This is a genomic window from Rhodococcus sp. Eu-32, assembly GCF_003336925.1.
GTDB classification, from domain to species: Bacteria; Actinomycetota; Actinomycetes; order Mycobacteriales; family Mycobacteriaceae; genus Rhodococcoides; species Rhodococcoides kyotonensis_B.
This window is the reverse complement of record NZ_QGNK01000013.1, coordinates 25,585-43,587: the sequence shown is the minus strand read 5'-3', so window position 1 is coordinate 43,587 and position 18,003 is coordinate 25,585. Positions and strand designations below refer to the sequence as shown.

The 18,003-nt window shown below is 66.2% G+C and carries 17 protein-coding genes; 12 read left to right on the top strand and 5 right to left on the bottom strand.

Features of this window, described 5'->3' with window-relative positions; all coding sequences use genetic code 11:
* The 3 genes from DK926_RS16510 (at nucleotide 1) to DK926_RS16500 (ending at nucleotide 2,763) form a co-directional block, all read left to right on the top strand.
* Complete coding sequence (locus DK926_RS16510) at nucleotides 1-1,386, top strand: cation:dicarboxylase symporter family transporter (RefSeq protein ID WP_114331312.1); 1,386 nt, start codon at nucleotides 1-3, stop codon at nucleotides 1,384-1,386.
* A 116-nt stretch (nucleotides 1,387-1,502) separates the two neighbouring features.
* Entirely contained in the window at nucleotides 1,503-2,009 is a 507-nt protein-coding gene (locus tag DK926_RS16505; RefSeq protein ID WP_068424957.1) for a glutathione peroxidase, read from the top strand.
* Between the two features lie 55 nt (nucleotides 2,010-2,064).
* The gene (locus DK926_RS16500; protein WP_114331311.1) at nucleotides 2,065-2,763 is read left to right on the top strand and encodes a DUF2334 domain-containing protein; all 699 of its coding nucleotides are present in this window, start codon (nucleotides 2,065-2,067) and stop codon (nucleotides 2,761-2,763) included.
* Nucleotides 2,764-2,815: 52 nt separating this feature from the next.
* On the opposite strand, the gene DK926_RS16495 is transcribed toward DK926_RS16500, so the two are convergent.
* Complete coding sequence (locus DK926_RS16495; RefSeq protein WP_068424945.1) at nucleotides 2,816-3,460, bottom strand: MBL fold metallo-hydrolase; 645 nt, start codon at nucleotides 3,458-3,460, stop codon at nucleotides 2,816-2,818.
* An 89-nt stretch (nucleotides 3,461-3,549) separates the two neighbouring features.
* Here DK926_RS16495 and purS point away from each other — a divergent pair, with 89 nt between their 5' ends.
* Both purS and purQ read left to right on the top strand, forming a co-directional pair.
* On the top strand, nucleotides 3,550-3,786 hold the full coding sequence (gene purS, locus DK926_RS16490) for a phosphoribosylformylglycinamidine synthase subunit PurS (protein WP_068424943.1): 237 nt from the start codon (nucleotides 3,550-3,552) through the stop codon (nucleotides 3,784-3,786).
* A complete protein-coding gene (gene purQ / locus DK926_RS16485) occupies nucleotides 3,783-4,460 on the top strand; it encodes a phosphoribosylformylglycinamidine synthase subunit PurQ (protein ID WP_068424940.1) in 678 nt (225 codons plus the stop codon). The genes purS and purQ overlap by 4 nt, the downstream gene beginning before the upstream one ends.
* A gap of 28 nt (nucleotides 4,461-4,488) precedes the next feature.
* Here the strand turns inward: purQ and DK926_RS16480 are convergent, their stop codons facing one another.
* The gene (locus DK926_RS16480) at nucleotides 4,489-5,322 is read right to left on the bottom strand and encodes a hypothetical protein (protein ID WP_207890848.1); all 834 of its coding nucleotides are present in this window, start codon (nucleotides 5,320-5,322) and stop codon (nucleotides 4,489-4,491) included.
* A gap of 109 nt (nucleotides 5,323-5,431) precedes the next feature.
* Here DK926_RS16480 and DK926_RS16475 point away from each other — a divergent pair, with 109 nt between their 5' ends.
* Nucleotides 5,432-6,709, top strand: coding sequence for a M18 family aminopeptidase (locus DK926_RS16475; RefSeq protein WP_114331310.1), 1,278 nt, complete (start codon nucleotides 5,432-5,434; stop codon nucleotides 6,707-6,709).
* A 135-nt stretch (nucleotides 6,710-6,844) separates the two neighbouring features.
* Here DK926_RS16475 and DK926_RS16470 read toward each other — a convergent pair whose 3' ends face one another.
* Nucleotides 6,845-7,633, bottom strand: coding sequence for a nucleoside phosphorylase (locus tag DK926_RS16470; RefSeq protein WP_243636853.1), 789 nt, complete (start codon nucleotides 7,631-7,633; stop codon nucleotides 6,845-6,847).
* Nucleotides 7,634-7,733: 100 nt separating this feature from the next.
* On the opposite strand from DK926_RS16470, the gene purL reads away from it, so the two are divergent.
* From purL to purF, 5 genes are all read left to right on the top strand, one after another.
* On the top strand, nucleotides 7,734-10,025 hold the full coding sequence (purL, locus tag DK926_RS16465; protein ID WP_114331309.1) for a phosphoribosylformylglycinamidine synthase subunit PurL: 2,292 nt from the start codon (nucleotides 7,734-7,736) through the stop codon (nucleotides 10,023-10,025).
* 3 nt (nucleotides 10,026-10,028) lie between these two features.
* Nucleotides 10,029-11,819: an alpha/beta hydrolase gene (locus tag DK926_RS16460; RefSeq protein ID WP_114331308.1), complete on the top strand. Its 1,791-nt coding sequence runs from the start codon at nucleotides 10,029-10,031 to the stop codon at nucleotides 11,817-11,819.
* A complete protein-coding gene (locus DK926_RS16455) occupies nucleotides 11,816-12,394 on the top strand; it encodes a CPBP family intramembrane glutamic endopeptidase (RefSeq protein ID WP_114331307.1) in 579 nt (192 codons plus the stop codon). Before DK926_RS16460 ends, DK926_RS16455 begins: the two co-directional genes overlap by 4 nt.
* A 5-nt stretch (nucleotides 12,395-12,399) precedes the next feature.
* Complete coding sequence (locus tag DK926_RS16450; protein WP_068424920.1) at nucleotides 12,400-12,786, top strand: sterol carrier family protein; 387 nt, start codon at nucleotides 12,400-12,402, stop codon at nucleotides 12,784-12,786.
* 137 nt (nucleotides 12,787-12,923) lie between these two features.
* Nucleotides 12,924-14,489, top strand: coding sequence for an amidophosphoribosyltransferase (gene purF / locus DK926_RS16445; RefSeq protein ID WP_068424917.1), 1,566 nt, complete (start codon nucleotides 12,924-12,926; stop codon nucleotides 14,487-14,489).
* A 99-nt stretch (nucleotides 14,490-14,588) separates the two neighbouring features.
* Here purF and asnB read toward each other — a convergent pair whose 3' ends face one another.
* Nucleotides 14,589-16,406 carry an asparagine synthase (glutamine-hydrolyzing) gene (gene asnB, locus DK926_RS16440; RefSeq protein WP_114331306.1) on the bottom strand — a complete coding sequence of 606 codons (1,818 nt, stop codon included), beginning with the start codon at nucleotides 16,404-16,406 and terminating at the stop codon, nucleotides 14,589-14,591.
* Nucleotides 16,407-16,587: 181 nt separating this feature from the next.
* On the opposite strand from asnB, the gene purM reads away from it, so the two are divergent.
* A complete protein-coding gene (gene purM, locus DK926_RS16435; protein WP_068424914.1) occupies nucleotides 16,588-17,688 on the top strand; it encodes a phosphoribosylformylglycinamidine cyclo-ligase in 1,101 nt (366 codons plus the stop codon).
* A 66-nt stretch (nucleotides 17,689-17,754) separates the two neighbouring features.
* Here purM and DK926_RS16430 read toward each other — a convergent pair whose 3' ends face one another.
* Entirely contained in the window at nucleotides 17,755-17,952 is a 198-nt protein-coding gene (locus DK926_RS16430; protein WP_084423698.1) for a DUF3073 domain-containing protein, read from the bottom strand.
* Between the last annotated feature and the right edge of the window lie 51 nt (nucleotides 17,953-18,003).

Here is an 18,003-nt window from a genome sequence, read left to right as displayed (position 1 = left end):
ATGACTACCAGCATCGATGCTGACGGAAGCCGCAACCCGGTTCCCGAACCCAAGAAGAAGCGCGACAAGACGCATTGGCTCTACATCGCGGTGATCATCGCCGTCGTCGGCGGCGTCATCGTCGGTCTGACGGCGAAGGACTTCGCGGTCGAGCTCGCAGTTCTCGGAACTCTGTTCGTCAGCTTGATCAAGATGATGATCAGCCCGGTCATCTTCTGCACGATCGTCCTCGGCATCGGATCGGTGCGTGCCGCGGCCAGCGTCGGCAAGGTCGGTGGCCTCGCCCTCGGTTACTTCATCGCGATGTCCACGATCGCCCTCGCGGTCGGCATGGTCGTCGGGAACCTGATTCAGCCGGGTACCGGCCTCGACATCCCCGCCAGCGGTTCCGGCGACCAGTACGCGAATGCCGCGCACGAGGCCGGCGGCACGATGGACTTCATCGCAGGCATCATTCCGGAGACGCTGCTGTCGTCGCTGACGTCGGGCAGTGTGCTGCAGACCCTGTTCGTCGCCATCCTCGTCGGCTTCGCGCTGCAGGCCATGGGCAAGTCGGGCGAAGGCATCCTCAAGGGCATCGGCGCGGTGCAGAAGCTGGTCTTCCGTGTCCTGACGATGATCCTGTGGGTCGCCCCGATCGGTGCTTTCGGTGCCATCGCGGGTGTCGTCGGTAAGACCGGATTCGACGCGGTCATCCAGCTCGGCACGCTCATGCTCGCGTTCTACATCACCTGCGCGATCTTCGTGTTCGGCTTCCTCGGCCTGATCCTGCGGTTCGTCTCCGGCTTCTCGATCTTCAAGCTGGTCAAGTACCTGGCTCGCGAGTACCTGCTGATCGTTGCGACGTCGTCGTCCGAGTCCGCTCTGCCGCGTCTGATCGCCAAGATGGAGCACGTCGGCGTCGAGCGCACCACCGTCGGCATCGTGGTTCCGACCGGCTACTCGTTCAACCTCGACGGCACGGCCATCTACCTGACGATGGCGTCGATCTTCATCGCCGACGCCATGAACATGCCGCTGTCGATCCCGGAGCAGTTCTCGCTGCTGCTGTTCATGATCATCGCGTCGAAGGGTGCGGCCGGAGTCTCCGGTGCCGGTCTGGCCACGCTGGCAGGCGGTCTGCAGAGCCACCGTCCCGAGCTGCTCGACGGCGTCGGCCTGATCGTCGGCATCGACCGGTTCATGTCGGAGGCCCGCGCGGTCACGAACTTCTCCGGAAACGCCGTCGCGACCCTGCTCATCGGCACCTGGACCAAGACCGTCGACGCCTCCCGAGTCAAGACCGTCCTCGACGGCGGCCTGCCGTTCGACGAGGCAACGATGGTCGACGACCATCTGCCCGAGGACGACCGTCCGTCCCTCGAGAAGGAGCCTGCGAAGGCGTGAGACCTGCCGGGCGCTGCCGAATCCCCCCGGCGCCCGGTTCGGAAGAACAGGAGAACGACCTCGCTTACAAGCGGGGTCGTTCTCCTTTTGCGGTAACGCACAGGTAGGTTCGGGGAATGACTGAAGTCCAGAACATCGGCATCAACACGTTGGGCGGAGCGCCCACCTCGCTCGATGAATATGCAGGAAGAGCAGTCCTCGTGGTCAACGTCGCGTCGAAATGCGGCCTGACCCCCCAGTACTCCACCCTCGAGAAGCTGGCCTCCGAGTACTCGTCGAAGGGACTCACGGTCATCGGCGTGCCGTGCAACCAGTTCGGCGGCCAGGAGCCCGGCACTGCCGAGGAGATCGAAAGTTTCTGCTCCACCACCTATGGCGTCACCTTCCCGATGATGGAGAAGATCGAGGTCAACGGCGAGAACCGGCACCCGCTGTACGCCGAGCTCACCAAGACCGCCGACGCCGACGGTGAAGCGGGCGACATCCAGTGGAACTTCGAGAAGTTCCTGATCTCGCCCGACGGCGTCGTCACCAACCGTTTCCGTCCTCGCACCGAACCCGATGCGCCCGAGGTCCTGGCCGCGATCGACAAGATCCTGCCGAAGGAAACCATCGCCGTTTAGCCTGTCGCCACGCGACTGTCGAGCCTCGTTCACCCTGGTGTGCGAGGCTCGAGCCATGTCTGGACGACTGATCGTGTCGGTGAGCGGAATCAGGGACGACACCTGCGAGAACGTCGTCGAGTTCGCGCAGGAACTCGACAAGCGCGGCGTCGCGATGTCACTCCTCGTCGCACCACGACTGAAGGACAAATACCGTCTGACGCAGGACGAGCAGACGCAGGACTGGCTGCGTAGCCGTCGCGACCGGGGTGATGCCATCGTGCTGCACGGCTACGACCAGGCTGCGACGAAGCGTCGGCGAGCGGAGTTCGCGGCGCTGCCTCGTCACGAGGCGCGGTTGCGCCTGATGGCCGCCGATCGCGTGATGGAGGAGATCGGACTGCGCACGCGCGTTTTCGCTGCGCCGCGGTGGATCGCGTCGCCCGGAGCTGTGGCCGCGTTGCCCGACGCCGGGTTCCGCATGATCGCCGGTGTCAGCGCAATCCACGACCTCGAGACCGGGGCCGTGCAGCGCGGGCGCGTTCTCGGCATCGGTGAGGGGTTCAAGACCGAACCGTGGTGGTGCCGCGCCCTCGTCATCGGGGCCGGCCGCACCGCGCGACGTGACGGCCTGATCCGGTTGTCGGTCAGCGCAAAGCAATTGGGCCGTAGTGGGCCGCATCAGGCGATGCTCGACGCCGTCGATCTCGCGTTGTACAGCGGCGCCGAGCCTGCCGTGTACGAGCACGTGCGCCGGATTCGCCGGGCGGCCTGACGGCCCCGTGCGCGCGAATGTATAGAGGGCTATACATTCGCGCGCACGTGGGCTAGATCTCGACGCTGGTTTCGGCGTCGAACGTTCGGAACTCGGTGGCGTCGTCGGCCATGTCCGTGAACCGTCCGTAGTAGATGCCGCGTGCCTGCTCGGCCACGACCGCCTGATGGATCGGGAATGCCGCCCGCGGCGCGACCGCACGCAGGAACTCGACGTTCTCCGACAGCTTCGACCATGGCGCCGCCGTCGGGAGTGCCAGCACGTCGACCTTCTGTTCCGGCACGAACAACGAGTCGCCCGGATGCAGAAGCTGACCGGGATTCTCGGGTGTGCCGAGGAGATAGCCCGTGTTGTCGATCACGGGAAGCTCGGGATGAATCACCGCGTGCGTGCCGCCGACGCCGGTGACCTGGATGCCGCCGATCGAGAAGACGTCGCCCGCGTGCGCGGCCGTCCAGCGCTCACCGAGCTGAGACGTCGTCATCGGATCGGCGTACAGCGCGGCACCCGGATTGTCTTGCAGCAGAGCAGGAAGCCGCTCGAGATCGACGTGGTCCGGATGCTGGTGGGTGACGAGGATGGCGTCGAGACCCGTGATGCCCTCGAACCCGTGCGAGAAGTTGCCGGGGTCGAAGAGCACGGTCGTGCCGTTCAGTTCGACGAGTACACAGGAATGTCCGAAGTGTGTCAGTCGCATGTACTCAACATATGCGCAGTTTCGCGACTGTCGCAGGGCCTGCGTAAACTCTCTTCCGCCGGTAAACATCTTTTCCTAGGAGCTTCCTCGTGGCCCGAGTAGTTGTCGATGTCATGCCCAAGGCCGAAATTCTCGATCCGCAAGGTCAGGCCATCGCGGGTGCGCTGGGTCGGCTGGGCGTCGCCGGAGTGTCCGACGTGCGTCAGGGCAAGCGTTTCGAGCTCGAGGTCGACGACAGCGTCGACGACGCCGAGCTCGAGAAGATCGCCGAGTCGCTTCTCGCGAACACGGTGATCGAGGACTGGAAGGTCACCCGTCTCGCATGAGCGCTCGCATCGGTGTAATCACGTTCCCCGGAACCCTCGACGACGTCGACGCATCGCGCGCCGTCTCCCTCGCCGGCGGTGAGCCCGTCAGCCTGTGGCATGCCGACGCCGATCTCAAGGGTGTCGACGCCATCGTCGTGCCCGGCGGCTTCTCTTACGGTGACTACCTGCGCGCGGGTGCCATAGCCCGATTCGCGCCCGTCATGGAATCGGTCGTCACCGCAGCTCAGGGCGGTATGCCCGTGCTCGGCATCTGCAACGGTTTTCAGGTCCTATGCGAGGTCGGCCTCCTTCCCGGCGCGCTCACCCGCAACGAAGCGTTGCACTTCGTGTGCCGCGACCAGTGGCTGAAGGTGGAGAACACCGACACCGCGTGGTCGTCGCGCTACGACGTAGGCGCCGAGATCCTGATCCCGGTCAAGAACGCCGAGGGCCGCTACCAGGCGCCGCAGAACGTCCTCGACGAGCTCGAGGGCGAAGGCCGAGTCGTGTTCCGCTACAGCGGATCCAACCCGAACGGTTCGCAGCGCGAGATCGCGGGCATCTGCTCGCCCAACGGCCGCGTCGTCGGACTCATGCCGCACCCCGAGCACGCCACCGAGCCCCTGACGGGCCCGAGCGACGACGGCCTCGGCATCTTCTACTCGGCTCTCGACGCGGTCGTCAACGCCTGACCCACATGGTGTCGGTGGCCGGAACGCACTAGCCGTCGGCAAGTTCGCGCAGCGTGTCGGCGAAACGCCCTGTCGGCTCGACGACGCCGTTGCGGGACACCTGGCAGTACTCGGCGTCGCGCCAGAAGAACACCTCGCTCGAGAGCTGGCTGGGGGTGTCGGTCGACAGCATGACCGCGAGCTCGAGCAGCAGGTCCGCCGCGCGTAGCGCTTCGTCGTGCGAGCGTAGGCGGTGGCAATCGATTTCGTATGCGCTCGGTACGGCGAACAGCACGCCGAACGGGGCGTCACCCAGTTCGTCGGCGAGGAAGCGCGGCATGTTCGCCACCTTGGACGCCAGGTAGATCGAATCGCCACGCCGAACCTCGACGGCGACGTCGTCCTTCAGCATGCTCTCGTGCGTCTCGAACTTCACGGCCGCAGTGTTCTCGCGGCCGAATGCCCACGCAGCGGACAGATCTCGGTTGGCGAGAAACCGGTCGGCCACGTTCAGGGCCAAGTTCGGAAACGACAGGTTGAGTACCCGCCGTGGCGAACCGGGCGCGTCGACCAACGGGCTGGAGTACGAGTACTCGTTCACGATCGACAAGATCTCGGGCGGAACCACTCGTTCACGAAGCCGCATGTAGAACTCGTCGTCGGGCATGCCGAGAAGGTATTCGGGGTCCGAAAGGCGTTGCGATTCGAGCGTCGTCGTCACGTGGAACTCGATCATGTCGTCCCAATGTCGGGGATCGTTGACGCTGCACCGCTGCACCAGGTTGTGCAGTCCCATCGTGAATCCCGACTCCATCCTCAACGTCATCCCGTCGATCGTCGTCACTTCGACCCCGCGGCTCTTGCACGCGGCGATCACCTTCATTCGGATGATCGCGACAGATGTTGCGGTAAACGGTTGTTGCGCAAGGTAATTCATATAATCCCCCGACGGTCGATGTGGTCTTGTTCTGTTCGACGCAGTGGCTGACACAATGGTTCCCATGTCCTCCAACGCCACTGCTGCCGGTCTGTGCAATTTCGTCGACGTCTCTCCGTCGCCTTTCCATGTGTGCCGAACGGTGTCGGTACAGCTCGAGGAGGTCGGATTCGTCCGTGTCGAGGAGACCGAGGCGTGGCCGACGGAACCGGGGAAGTACTACCTGATCCGCGGTGGGTCTCTCGTGGCCTGGAGTACTCACGCCGATGGCCCGTTCAGGATCGTCGGCGGACACACCGACAGCCCCAACCTGCGCGTGAAGCAGAACCCGGACCTCGAGTCGGCGGGCTGGCAGATGGTCGGGCTCGAACCGTACGGGGGCGCCTGGCTGAACTCGTGGCTCGATCGGGATCTCGGAATCTCCGGTCGACTCAGCGTGCGCGACGGCAGCAGTCTGCGTGAAGTACTCGTCAAGGTCGACGAGCCGATTCTGCGTGTGCCGCAGCTGGCCATTCACCTGTCCGAGGACCGCAAAGGCGTCACGCTCGACCCGCAGCGACACGTCAACGCCATATGGGGAGTCGGGAATTCACCTCGCTCGTTCGTGGACTACGTGGCCGCACTGGAAGGCGTCGAACCGACCGACGTTCTCGGGTGGGAGCTGATGACGCACGATCTGGCCCCGAGCGCGATCGTCGGCGTCGGATCCGAGCTGGTCAGCGCGCCCCGGCTCGACAATCAGGGCACCTGTTACGCCGGGACGCAGGCGCTGATCGCAGCGGTCGCCGCGCCGACGGACGTCACGCCGGTGCTTGCACTGTTCGACCACGAGGAGGTCGGCAGCATGTCCGACCGCGGTGCGTTCTCGGATCTGCTGAACACGGTGCTCGAACGGATCGTGCTCGGACGCGGCGGCGGGCGTGAGGAGTTCCTGCGCACGATGGCGGGCTCGATCTGCGCGTCGGGCGACATGGCGCACGCGACGCACCCCAACTATCCCGACCGTCACGAGCCGGCGCACCGCATCGAACTCGGCGGCGGACCGGTACTGAAGGTCAATCAAAACCTAAGGTACGCAACGGATTCCGCGGGTGCAGGCGCGTTCGCGCTGGCGTGCGATCAGGCGGGCGTGCCACTGCAGCGGTACGTCCACCGGGCCGACCTGCCGTGCGGCTCGACGATCGGGCCGATCACCGCGTCGCGCACCGGTCTGTCGACCGTCGACGTCGGCGCTGCGCAGCTCGCGATGCACAGCTCACGTGAGCTCATGGGCGCGTCGGACATCACGGCGTACGCCGATGCACTGGCGGCGTTTTTGGCGCCTGCGGCATAGCAATTCCGGGGGAGCTGACACCCTTCTTGCACTGCCGACACCCCACATCAGCCGCGGATTCGGGGGCTAGCTCCGCAAGAAGGGGGTTTACTCGGCAGAAAGGGTGCTAGCTCCACAAGCGACGTGCCGGCGGAATCAGAAGCGCACGCAGGCATCGGCTGCGAGCCAGAACAACTGCTCGCGGACGGTGCCCGCTTTGGTCCAGCCGCGGTGCTCCCAGTCGGCGGCCAGCGAGTCACCGGCATACAGCAACTGCGCGAAGCGCACGCCGCGATACTTCGCGACGGCACAGAACGCCGACGCCTCCATGTCGACCGTCAGACACCCCTCGTCGACGCGTCGCGACACCCGGCTGCGCGTTTCCCGGTACAGCGCGTCGGTGGTCCACGACCGACCGGTGACGTGGTCGATGCCCGCCTCGGTCAGCACTTGCTGCAGCAGCGCGACGCCGTCGGGGTCCGCATCGACTACGCGACCCGGCGGGAGGTAGTGGAAGGACGTGCCCTCGTCGCGTACGGCGCTGTCGACGACCATGACGTGGCCCATCCCGAGCTGATCGGTCAGCGCGCCCGCACCGCCGACGGCGACGAACTCCTCGCACCCGAGTGCGATCGCTTCTTCCAGAAAGAGGGCGGCAAGCGGCGCACCGACGCCCGGATGGAACACCGCGAGACGCTCACCTGCGCGTTCGATCTCGTAGACCGGGTGTTCGCCGTGCTCGGACCGCAGGATCGACAGCACCCGAGCCTTGCCGTCACCTGCTATGGACTCGATCACCTCGGCGAAGAAGCAGACGACGGCCTTCTTGGGGACGTCCACCCCCTTGACCACCATCTGAGGCGTGATGACGCCCGGAAAGTCCAGATCGTTCTCGGTCAGGGGGATGGGAGCGGAGCCGGCAGAAGTGACCAATTCGTCATGCACCAGGCCATGTTCGCACAAACGACGAACACTGATTAGAGCCTGTCGGCCTGCACGGATAGACTGACCTCGGCAATTCGCTCCAGGGAAGGACTCACTCCTCGTGTCCGTCGATACAGTGTCAACCGCAGTCGCCACACCGGACGTGGCGCAGCCGTACAAGGAACTCGGACTCAAGGACGACGAGTACGCCCGAATCAAAGAGATTCTCGGCCGTCGCCCCACCGACGCCGAGCTGGCGATGTACTCCGTCATGTGGAGCGAGCATTGCTCGTACAAGTCCTCCAAGGTGCACCTGAAGTACTTCGGCGAGACCACCACCGACGAGATGCGCCAGTCGATGCTCGCCGGTATCGGTGAGAACGCAGGCGTCGTCGACGTCGGTGACGGCTGGGCCGTCACGTTCAAGGTCGAGAGCCACAATCACCCGTCGTACGTCGAGCCCTACCAGGGTGCCGCGACGGGCGTCGGCGGCATCGTCCGCGACATCATGGCCATGGGCGCACGTCCCATCGCCGTCATGGATCAGCTGCGTTTCGGTGCTGCAGATGCGCCCGACACGCGCCGCGTGCTGTCCGGCATCGTTTCCGGCGTCGGCGGCTACGGCAACTCACTCGGTCTCCCCAACGTGGGCGGCGAGACGGTGTTCGACGCGTCCTACGCCGGCAACCCGCTGCTCAACGCGCTGTGCGCAGGCGTCATGCGCGTCGAGGACATGCACCTCGCGTTCGCGTCGGGTGTCGGCAACAAGATCATCCTGTTCGGTGCGCGCACCGGCCTCGACGGTATCGGCGGCGTGTCCGTCCTCGCGTCGGAGACGTTCGACGGCGATGTCGCAGCCGACGGCGAGAAGGGAACTACGCGGAAGAAGCTTCCTGCAGTCCAGGTCGGCGACCCGTTCACCGAGAAGGTCCTCATCGAGGCCTGCCTGGAGCTGTACGCGAACAAGCTCGTCGTCGGTATCCAGGACCTCGGCGGTGCCGGATTGTCCTGTGCCACTTCCGAACTCGCGTCCGCGGGTAGTGGCGGCATGCACATCGCGCTCGAGCAGGTTCCGATGCGCGCCACCGGAATGACTCCGGCAGAGGTGCTGTCGAGCGAGTCGCAGGAGCGCATGTGCGCCGTCGTCACGCCTGAGAACGTCGACGCGTTCATGGCCGTCTGCACGAAGTGGGACGTGCTCGCGACGGTCATCGGTGAGGTCACCGACGGCGATCACCTCGAAATCACGTGGCACGGTGAGACCGTCGTCGACGTTCCGCCGAAGACCGTTGCGCACGAGGGCCCGGTCTACACCCGCCCGGTGCAGCGTCCCGACACCCAGGACGCACTCGTCGCGAATTCGACTGCATCGCTGACCCGTCCGCGGACGCCGGACGAGTTGAAGGCCACGCTGCTGAAGATGATCGGTTCGCCGCAGCTGTGCAGCCGCAAGTTCATCACCGAGCAGTACGACCGCTACGTCCGCGGGAATACCGTCCTCGCCGAGAACGCTGACGCCGGTGTGATTCGCATCGACGAGAAGTCCGGCCGCGGCATCGCGCTGGCCACCGATGCGTCGGGCCGCTACACCGCGCTCGATCCCTACCAGGGTGCTCAGCTCGCGCTGGCCGAGGCCTTCCGCAACGTCGCCGTCACCGGTGCGACCCCGAAGGCCGTCACCAACTGCCTCAACTTCGGATCCCCCGAGGACCCGGGTGTCATGTGGCAGTTCCAGCAGGCCGTCCGCGGCCTGGCCGACGGCTGTGCCACCCTCGGCATCCCGGTGACCGGCGGCAACGTCAGCTTCTACAACCAGACCGGCTCGGAAGCGATCCTCCCGACCCCGGTCGTCGGCGTTCTCGGCGTCATCGACGACGTCCACCGCCGGATCCCGACCGGCCTCGGCCTCGAGCCCGGCGAGACGCTGATCCTGCTCGGCGACACCCACGACGAGTTCGACGGTTCCATCTGGGCGCAGGTCGAGCACGATCACCTCGGTGGCGTGCCGCCGAAGGTCGACCTTGCACGCGAGCAGCTCCTCGCGGACATCCTGCTCGCCGGATCGCGCGACGGCCTGATCAGCGCCGCGCACGATCTGTCCGAGGGTGGACTCGCGCAGACCGTCGTCGAAGCCGCGTTGGCCGGTGAAACCGGTTGCCGCATCCTGCTTCCCGAGGGCGCGGATCCGTTCGTCACCCTGTTCTCCGAGTCCTCCGGCCGCGTACTCGTCGCCGTGCCGCGCACCGAGGAGACTCGTTTCACCGGCATGTGCAGCGCCCGTGGTCTGCCGTGGACACGCATCGGCGTCGTCGACGAAGGCTCGGACGACATCGAAGTTCAGGGTCAGTTCTCGGTCTCCATGACCGAACTCCGTGAAACCTTCGAGGGCACCCTTCCCAGACTCTTCGGGTAGGCCATGTCCGGGGGAGAAGCATCGGAGGGGACAGTCGACACGGTAGAGCGCGAACACTCGCACTACCGTCTCCCGATCGAACTGTCGGTGCCCTCCCCGGACAAGCACCCCTTCGTCATGTGGCTGTGGGGGCTGCTGAAACTCGACTTCACCGGAATCGCGTTCGGCGCGTTGTTCTTCTGCTGGTCGCTGACGCCGTCGCTGCTGCCGCGCGATTGGCTGTTCCAGGGGCTGATCGGTGGTATCAACGCCGCCATCGGCTACGGCTTCGGCGTCGTCGTCGGGTGGGCGGTACGTCGGTGGTTCCTGGGCAGCAAGTCCTGGTGGCCGCTGCCGCGCAAGGTCGAGCTGTACGTCAAGTTCGCGATCGTTCCGATCGCGGTTCTCGCCTCGCTGTACATGCTGTATCTCTCGGCCGGCTGGCAGCGTGAGCTCGCCGCACTGATGGATGCCGAAGGCACGACGACAACCGGCTACTTCCGCACCGGCGCGTTGAGCATCGGCGTCGCCGCGCTGTTCATCTCCGGTATGCGCGTGCTCCGCGACCTGGTGCGCTTCGTGGCGCGTCAGGTCAACAAGATCGTCAAGATGCCGCGCGAGGTCGCCAACGTCATCGGCGTCGTCCTCGTCGTGGTTCTCGTCATCGCGCTCGTGCAGGGCGTGCTGCTGCGGGCGGTGTCCGACGTCACCAATTCCGTGTTCAGCCTGCAGAACAACGAAACTCGCGACGGCGCTGTCCAGCCCCTGCGGCCGGAACGGTCTGGTAGCCCGGTGTCGTTGGCGCCGTGGGACACCCTCGGTTTCGAGGGCCGGAACTTCGTGTCCAGCGGACTGAGCGCGGACGAGATCTCCGACGGTCTCGGCCGGCCCGCGCTCGAGCCAATTCGTGCGTACGCGGGCCTCGAGACCGCGGACACCCAGGACGAACGTCTCGACATCGTCGTCCGCGAGCTCGAACGGACCGGCGCGTTCCAGCGGCAGGCGCTGGTCGTCGTGCCGACGACCGGGACGGGCTGGGTCAACCCGACGGCGATCGAAGCCGAGGAGCTCATGTTCGCCGGCGACGTCGCTACCGTCGCCGCGCAGTACTCGTATCTGCCGAGTTGGATCTCGTTTCTCGCCGAGCGCGACAAGGCCGCCGAGGCCGGCAAGGCCTTGATCGACAAGGTTCGCCAGCGCTGGCTTCAAGAGCCCGAGGCGACGCGTCCCCGGCTGTACGTCTACGGCGAGAGCCTCGGCACGCAGGCGGGCGAAGGTGCGTTCGACGGCCTCGCCGAGATCCGCGACAGCGTCGACGGCGTGTTGTGGGTCGGCCCGCCCAACGCGAACCGGTTGTGGTCGCAATTCGTGACGCGACGCGATCCCGGCACGCCCGAAGTGCGCCCGGTCTACGCCGACGGCCTCGTCGTGCGGTTCGCCGACAACTCCAGCGGCATCCCGCCGGAATCGGAACCGTGGCTCAGTCCGCGGGTCCTCTACGTGCAGCACGCGTCCGATCCGGTGGTGTGGTGGTCGCCCGACCTGCTGTTCGAACGCCCGGACTGGCTCGCCGAAGCGCCGGGGCCGGACCGTCTACCCGACATGCGGTGGTTCCCGATCGTCACGTTCTGGCAGGTCGCGGCCGACCTCACCAATGCGGCAGGCGTGCCGGACGGACACGGCCACAACTACGGAACCCTCGTCCTCGACGGCTGGGTATCGGTCGCCGCGCCCGAGGGCTGGACGGCCGAGGACACCGAGAAGGTCCGCGCAGTCATGGACAAGTTCGCCGGCCGCGACGGTCCGGAGAAGTGAGGGCCGTCCTCCTGGGGGCCGCGACGACGGCCTGGAGCACGGTCGTCGTGCCTGCGCTGGGTCTGTCGCCCCGCCGTCGGGCCGTGGTGAACGCAGCGTTCGGGGTGTCGCTGGCTGCCGTCACCCGATCACCCCTGGGGCCGTGGCGCGGGGGACTGCGATGGGGGCTCGCGGCTGCTGCCGTTCCTGTCGCCGGTGCTGCGGTCGTCGCGGCGGTACCCGCCCTCGCCGCGAACGTCAGGCCGTCGGACGACGACCTCGCCGAGTGGATCCTTTTTCGCATCCCCGTCGGAACCGTCGTCGCCGAGGAGTTGATCTTTCGCGGAGTGTTCGACGCGGTGGCGCCGCGATGGTCGCCGATCTTCTTCGGCCTCTGGCACATTCATCCGGCCCGTGCGGCGGGCGACTCCGTTCTCGGAACCATTGCCGCCACCTCTGCCGCGGGCGTGCTGTTCTCGTGGCTGCGCCGTCGTAGTGGCAGTGTGCTCGCGCCGGCGTTGCTGCACTACGCGATCAACGCGTCGGGAGCGGTGTCGGCCGTGCGCGCGCGTCGCTACGACACGGAATTAGGCTGAACGACGTGGCTCCGACGAAAACCGTGACCCCCGAACAGGTCCGCACCGCCGTGCTGGCCGTCGCCGACTGGGTGCGCGACGGGTCCCTGGACAAGCCCCCGCGGGCAGCGTTGGCCGACGCCGTCCGCACCACCGCGAGGACGCTGGCCCAGGTGGCGCCGGGATCGAGCGTCGAGGTGCGGGTGCCGCCCTTCGTCGCGGTGCAGTGCATCACCGGCCCGCGGCACACGCGGGGGACGCCGCCCAACGTCGTCGAGACCGACGCACGGACCTGGCTCGAGATCGCGCTGGGAGTCCGGTCGTTCGACGACGCACTCCGCGACGGGGCGATCAGCGCGTCGGGAAGTAGGGCGTCCGAGGTAGGGCACTGGTTGCCGATCCTGCGTGCCTGAACGCCCCCGAGGTGGACAGCGGGTGACGAGAAAGTGCTCGGTTCGGGAATGGCGCAGGACCGTCGATGCGTTGACATGTCTCGCGTGCCCGTAGACTGGGCACGGCCCCCCGCCCCATCCCCCAAGGGAGCAGTGCTGTGACCTCTGCCGATTTGTCGGTCGACAGTCCAAATCTTCTGGTAGGCAAGCCCCTCGACGAACCCGAGAACGAGCCGCGAGAAGAGTGCGGCGTATTCGGAGTCTGGGCTCCGGGGGAGGATGTGGCCAAGCTCTCGTATTACGGGCTCTATGCGCTGCAGCACCGCGGCCAGGAAGCTGCGGGCATCGCGGTCTCCGACGGTTCCCAGGTCCTGGTGTTCAAGGATCTCGGTCTCGTCAGCCAGGTCTTCGACGAGCAGACCCTCGGCGCCATGCCGGGGCATGTCGCCGTCGGACACTGCCGCTACTCGACCAGTGGCTCGGTCACCTGGGAGAACGCGCAGCCGATCTTCCGCACCACGACCGCGGGCACGGGCATCGCGCTCGGCCACAACGGCAACCTCGTCAACTTCGCGGACCTCGCCTCGCGGGCTCGCGAGGAAGGCCTCATCAGCGATCGACTGCAGGGCAATGGGACGTCGGACTCCGACGTCGTCACCGCGCTGCTCGCGCACAAGGCAGCCGACCGCACGATCGAGCAGGCCGCGATGGAACTGCTGCCCACGCTGAAGGGCGCGTTCTGTCTCACGTTCATGGACGAGCACACGCTGTACGCGGCTCGCGATCCGCACGGAATCCGTCCGCTGTCGCTCGGACGTCTCGATCGCGGTTGGGTCGTCGCCAGCGAGACGGCCGCGCTCGACATCGTCGGCGCCGCGTTCGTGCGCGACATCGAGCCGGGCGAGCTGCTGGCGATCGACGCCGACGGTGTCCGCTCGTCGCGGTTCGCAGCCCCCGAGCCCAAGGGCTGCGTGTTCGAGTACGTCTACCTCGCGCGTCCCGACAGCGTCATCGGCGGGCGTTCGGTCCACTCGACGCGCGTCGAGATCGGGCGTCGCCTGGCACAGGAACATCCCGCGGAGGGCGACCTGGTGATCCCGGTACCCGAGTCGGGTACACCTGCTGCGGTCGGCTTCGCGCAGGGTTCGGGCATCCCGTACGGCCAGGGTCTGATGAAGAACGCGTATGTCGGACGCACCTTCATTCAGCCGTCGCAGACCATCCGTCAGCTCGGTATTCGCCTCAAACTGAATCCTCTCAAAGAGGTCATTCGAGGCAAAAGGCTTGTCGTGGTGGACGATTCGATCGTTCGCGGCAACACCCAGCGTGCGCTCATCCGCATGCTGCGAGAAGCGGGGGCACTCGAGATCCACGTCCGCATCGCGTCGCCGCCGGTTCGCTGGCCATGCTTCTACGGCATCGACTTCGCGTCGCCCGCCGAGTTGATCGCGAACGGCGTCGACGCCGAGGACGGCATTCTCGAAGGCGTGCGCCAGGCCATCGGCGCCGACTCCCTCGGATACATCTCGACCGAGGGCATGATCGCGGCATCCGAGCAGCCGGAGTCGCGTCTGTGCACGGCATGCTTCACCGGCAAATACCCGATCAAGCTTCCCGCCGACAACGCGCTGGGCAAGCATGTTCTGGAGGGTCTGCTGGCGACGGCAGCCGGTCAGCCCGTCGACGGCGACAACGCGAACGTGAGTGCACTGAGCAGGCCCTGACACCTGCCCGTGCGTGGGAATGTACAAGCGCCTTCTGGTCGCTCCTGCGGGCTCCGCTCCTGCCGGCTATACATTCCCACGCACGGGCGGCGGAGCCGCTTACAGGCTGATCGTATGGTCGGCCAACCAGGAATTGATGCCGACGACTCGCTCCGCCGCGTGACGGGCATGCACATCGTCCTGCGCCCCGAGGAGCTTCTCGACCTCCGTCCGGTCCAGAAGGGCGCTGACGGGTGCGTTCGAATCGTCCAGCACCGCACCGAGTTCCTGAAGAATCGTCTTCGCGTAGTGCGGATCCTGCGTGCTCGGATACGGGCTCTTGACGCGCTGCACCACCGACTGCGGCAATAGATCCGCCGTCGCTGCCCGCAACAGGCTCTTCTCTCGACCGTCGAACGTCTTGAAGGCCCATGGCGTCCCGAACACGTACTGCACCAGTCGGTGATCGCAGAACGGCACGCGAACCTCGAGGCCGACGGCCATGCTCATTCGATCCTTGCGCTCGAGGAGCAACGGCAGAAAACGCGTCAGGTACAGGTAGGAGATCTGCCGCATCCGCGCCTCCAGGCCCACATCGCCCGTGCGCGTGGGCACCTCGGCGAGTGCGCGACGGTACTGCGCCTCGTAGTAGGAGTCCATGTCCAGTTGCGCGCGAACATCGGGCGCGAACGCAGCCATCGTGTCGCGTCCCTGGGCCATACCGCCTGCGAGCCACGGGAACGTATCGGCGGCAACGACTTTCGGATCGTGGAAGTCGGCGTAACCGCCGAAGACCTCGTCGGCGGACTCACCCGAGAGTGCGACCGTCGACTGCTCTCGCACCGCTCGGAACAGCAGGTAGAGCGATGTGTCCATGTCGCCGAGACCCGGGTAGTCACGGGCGGCCAAGACCGCGGCCCGGTGCGCGGGATCGAGCAGGTCGTCGTTGCCGAGGACGATGTCGCGATGATCGGCGGCCACGTGGTCGGCGACATCGCGGACGAATTGCGTGTCGGGCGCGTCGCGAAGTCCGTCGGCGACGAAATTGTCTGCGTAGCCGACGAAGTCGACGGCGAACGATCGCACCGCTCCCTTGTCCGCCGCAGCCAACTGCTGTGCTGCGAGAGCCGTCAGCGCCGACGAGTCGAGCCCGCCCGACAGCAACGTGCACAGCGGTACGTCGGCGATCAACTGGCGAGAGGCTGTGTCGTCCAACAACTCTCGAACGGTGGCGATCGTCGTGTCGAGGTCGTCGGTGTGCTCGTGGTCGTCGAGGCCCCAGTACCGTACTTCCCGAAGCCCGTGCGCGGATACGCGGACGACGTGGCCCGGCGGTACCTCCTTCATGCCGTCGAACACCGCGTTCGACGGGTCGGCCACGAAGCCGAGCAGCCGGCGGAGGCCGTCGACACCGACGTTCTTCGATGCGAGGGGATTGGCGAGGATCGCCTTCGGTTCGGACCCGAACAGGACGCCGTCCTCGGTTTCCAGGTAGTAGAGCGGTTTGACGCCGAGGCGGTCACGAACGAGGAGAAGTTCCTGTGTGCGTGAATCCCACAGCGCGTACGCGAACATCCCGTTGAGATGTTCGACGGCGCCCTGGCCCCATTCCTCGTGTGCGTGCAGCACGACCTCGGTGTCGCTGTTCGTGGTGAAGGTGTCGGGGAGCGACCGACGCAATTCCCGGAAGTTGTAGGTTTCGCCGCTGTAGACGATGACGGCCTCGGAGCCGTCCGGTCGCGTCAGCGTCATGGGTTGGTGACCGCCGGGGATGTCGATGATCGCGAGGCGTCGGTGGCCGAGCGCGGCATGCTCGGCCGTCCACAGGCCCTCGTCGTCGGGGCCCCTCCGGCTCATCGTGTCCGTCATCGCACGCAGTGTCCCGGTTTCGTTCCGCAGGTCGCGTCCGTAGGACACCCACCCCGTGATTCCGCACATGTTCTGCCTCCCAGTTCGTGGTCCGAAGACCGCTCGGACGATGCAAACGTAAACGTTACGCCCGCTAACTAACATTTTCGAGGGCCTGCGAGTGCGCCCACCGAAGACCGGCTCCGGTACCGTTAGTGCGCAACTGTGCGCGTCACCGCGCAACCGAATTACGAATACAAGGCTGGAGCGCATGACCGAGGATTCCCGACCACCCCACGCAGCATCTTCGGGCGGTGCTTCCTACGCCGCGGCAGGCGTCGACATCGAAGCAGGCGACCGCGCGGTCGAACTCTTCGCACCACTTGCCAAGAAGGCTTCGCGACCCGAGGTCATGGGTGGCCTCGGTGGATTCGCGGGCCTCTTCTCGCTGAAGGGCGACTACCGCGAGCCGATCCTCGCCGCCTCGACCGACGGCGTCGGCACGAAGATCGCCGTCGCGCAGGCACTCGGTAAGCACGACACCGTCGGCCTGGACCTCGTGGCGATGGTCGTCGACGACCTAGTCGTCTGTGGCGCGGAACCGCTGTTCCTGCAGGACTACATCGCGGTCGGCCGCGTCGTTCCCGAGATGGTCGCCGAACTCGTCAAGGGCATCGCAGAAGGCTGCGTCATCGCCGGCTGCGCCCTGCTCGGCGGCGAGACGGCCGAGCACCCGGGACTGATGGCCGACGGCGACTACGACCTGTCCGCGACGGGCGTCGGCGTCGTCGAGGCCGATGCGGTGCTCGGACCCGATCGTGTGCGTCCCGGTGACGTCGTCATCGCGATGGGATCGTCCGGTCTGCACTCCAACGGTTACTCGCTGGCCCGCAAGGTCCTCCTCGAGATCAACCACATGGACCTGGGCGGACACGTCGAGGAATTCGGTCGCACGCTCGGTGAGGAACTGCTCGAGCCGACGAAGATCTACGCCAAGGATTGCCTCGCACTCGCCGCGGAGACCGACGTGCGCACGTTCTGCCACGTCACCGGTGGCGGACTGGCCAACAACCTCGCCCGCGTCATGCCTGCCGGTCTCGTCGCCGAACTGGACCGCGCGACGTGGAGCCCGGCGCCGGTGTTCTCGCTCATCGCGCAGCGTGGACGAGTCGAGCGTGCAGAGATGGAACAGACGTTCAACATGGGCGTCGGAATGGTCGCCATCGTCGCACCCGAGGACGTGGACCGCGCTCTTGCCGTGCTGACGGCACGCCACATCGACTGCTGGACTCTGGGAACCGTCAAGAAGTCGACGGACAAGTCGGAGACCGTCGAACGTGCGCACCTGGTGGGCAATCACCCGCGTTTCTGAGAAACGACAAGAACAAGTGAGGGGGAGCCGCAGTGCGGCTCCCCCTCACTTGTCATGTATCGCTGTTCAGCGTCGCCAGTCCTCGTACTCGTCTTCCTCGACTCGGGAATATCCGTCCGAGTCCGAGGTGATGCCGCCACGATGGGAGTTGGACGAATGACCGGAGAGCTCTCTTTGCAGACTCTCCAAGTCGGTTGTCGGCGAGCTGTACTTCAGCTCACGAGCGACCTTTGTCTGCTTTGCCTTAGCCCTGCCTCGGCCCATGGCGTTGCCCCCTCGCGGACTTGCGGGGCGGCCTGGGGAAATTTGGGCGCC